The following is a 2,990-nucleotide window of genomic DNA, read 5'->3' as shown; positions in this document are numbered from 1 at the left end:
TAATGGCAACTATACGATTGATGTAGTAGATGGCGCGGGATGTGCAGGAACACAACAATCAGTAACTATAAATGAGCAGTTAACAGCAACAGCAGTAGTAACTAACGCAAGTTGTGCTAATGGGTTTATAGAAGTTTCCCCGGTAGGAGGTGATGGTAATTATGTGTATTCTGTTACAGTTGCTAATGCGGGTACACCATTAGATCCTACATTTAATAATACAAACCCTATTACACAACCAGCCGGTACTTATGATGTTTATATTAGAGATAATGGAGGAAGTACGGGATTCTGTGAGTTTTTAATTGAAGATGTGGTTATTAACTTAGTAACTAATGTTGATATTACCCTAACAGAAACACAACCAACATGTAATGGTGATACCGGAAGTATAGAGGTAAATATAGCGAATGGACAATCGCCATACGATATTACAGTAGTTGGGCCAACACCAAGTACAGAAACTAATTTTGTTGGTTCAACAATTACGTTTTCAAATCTAGCGGCGGGTAATTATACAATAAACATTACTGACGCTTTAGGTTGTACTGATTCTCAATCGAGAACATTAACGGACCCTGTGGCATTAGTAATGGATATTAGTCCAGTTTTACCTCCAGGATGTGCTGTGAATCCAGCATTAACAGGGTTCGATTTTATCAATATTAACTCTAGTGATTATTTACCTTATACTTTGCAGTATAGTATAGATAATGGTGCTACTTGGACAGATTTTGGGACAGGTCAAATAAGAGGATTAAATTCAGGAGATATTGTATTTCCAGTATTACGCATTTCTGATGGGGTAGCAGGGACAGGAAATACAAGGTGTTTATTAGCTTACGGACAATATGAAATTCCATACCCAGTTGAGGGGCTTATTGTTGATCCAGTTGCTAATCCAGGTACATGTGTAGGAGGTTTTAGTGTAACAGTAGAAGCATTTGGAGGTACAGGACCTTATGAATTTGCAATAGATTCACCTACAGGTTGGATTACACCAACTCCAGTAACGGCTACACAATATACATTTACAGGTCTTACACCAGGACAATCATATGATTTCTTTGTTAGAGATGCCACAGGTTGTATAAAACAAAATAATGAAGATGTTTATGACACCTTTACACCATCTGTTCCTATAACAGCAACAGTAAATAATGCAGAATGTAATGGAGCATCAAATGGTCAAATTACATTTTCAATAGATAATACAAGTGGAGATTTAACAGATCCATTTAATTATACATTATATAAAAGAGATGCATCTAATAATGGAGTAGCAGTAGCAGCATATACATCTATTCTACAAAATGGTTTTGGAGATATAATAGTTACAGGTTTAGACCAAGGAGAATATTATATTGAATTAACAAACTCTAGTGGTGCACCGACAGAATGTCAATTTGCTAGTACAGATACTTTAATACAAGAAGGAACGTTAATTACAGGTAATTTATCAATAGTAAATAATATAACTTGTGATGTAGATGGTACTGTAAGAATTGAAAATGTTAATGGAGGGTTCCCTGGTTATACCTATACAGCAAATGTATATGAAACAGGAGTTCCAGCTAATATTATAACTCATACATTATCAGGTAACTTAGTTACAGTAGATGATGCCGATTTAGGAGGAGTTACTTCTGTTGATGTTGAAGTTTTAGTAACTGATACTAATGGTTGTACAGCTAATTTAGGCCCGGTTACTTTAACTTTAAGTCCATCACCAACAATAGACAATGTGGTAACAAGTACATGTGATGTAAATAAGACAATAACTGTTGATGTATCCAACGGTACAGCTCCATATCAATATTCTAATGATGGAGGAACAACATTCACATCAGCAACAGCAAGCACTTCGCACATATTTAATAGCTTATCTCCGGGTAGTTATGATGTTGTTGTAAGAGATGCTAATGGATGTATAGATACGCAAACTCCAGTATTATTATATCCTGAATTAATTTTCACATTAACACCAGCACAAAATTTAAATTGTGTACCAGGTGAAGCAGTTATCGAAATTACTGTAAATTCAGGAGCAGGGTTAGGTGTAACAGGAGATTTTACATATACAATTAATGCAGTAGCAGCTCCTGCAGTAACACCAGGAGTAAATATAGGAGCTATCTCTGGAACCAATACATCAACAACTCATACAGTAACTGCTGAGGGTACTTATGAAGTTGTAATGACAGATGTAACTTCTGGATGTATTGAAACACGTCAAATAACTATAGCCCCAGCAATTCAACCTAATTTCACAGGAGTAGCAAGTGTAGATGATATTTGTTTTGGAAGTAGCACAGGAGAGATTCAGATAACGGAGGTAAACAATAGTATCAATCCATTAACGTATGGTATAGTTCCAGCATTAGGAACCTTTAATGCAGCAACGTTAACGTATACAGGATTACCGCAGGGTACATATGATATTACGGGAACAGGAACCAATGGATGTACGACAACGATTCAGGTAACGATTAATGAGAACCCAGATATCGTATTAACACCAGTTATAACAGATTTTGGCTGTACTACGGATAATGTAACGGACAATGCTATAGTAAATGTAACAGCAACAGGAGGCTCTAGTACTTATGTACGTTACGTATTTGTATACGATAATGGTACGGTAAGTACAGGAGATGATATTACACAAGATAGTTCAAATACTAGTTTTGCAGTAACGAATGAAGCAGGCGGAAGTGTAGCTATAACTGTTTTTGACGATAACGGATGTAGTCAAACAGCAACTCAAGTTGTAGCACCATTTAACGGATTAAGCAATGCAAACTATACAGTAACCAAAGCAGTTGATTGTAGAGCATTACCATTAGGCGGAGCAGATGTAAATATAACATTTGATTCATCTGTAAGTGCTATTATAGCAGATGTTGTAATAACAGGAGTAAACACAGCTTATACAGATACGCAATCAGGCACTTCACCAGTAAGTTTCACTGGAGTTCCAGCCGATACAT

At 36.3% G+C, this 2,990-nt stretch carries 1 pseudogene; it reads left to right on the top strand.

The annotated features are described in order from the left end of the window. Nucleotides 1-2,990 (top strand): annotated as a pseudogene (locus C7447_RS14620) (hypothetical protein); the annotation flags it as partial.

The sequence above is a fragment of the Tenacibaculum adriaticum genome, from assembly GCF_008124875.1.
Lineage (GTDB): Bacteria > Bacteroidota > Bacteroidia > Flavobacteriales > Flavobacteriaceae > Polaribacter > Polaribacter adriaticus.
Note: the sequence above shows the minus strand (reverse complement) of the source record. Positions and strands in the feature narration are given on the sequence as shown.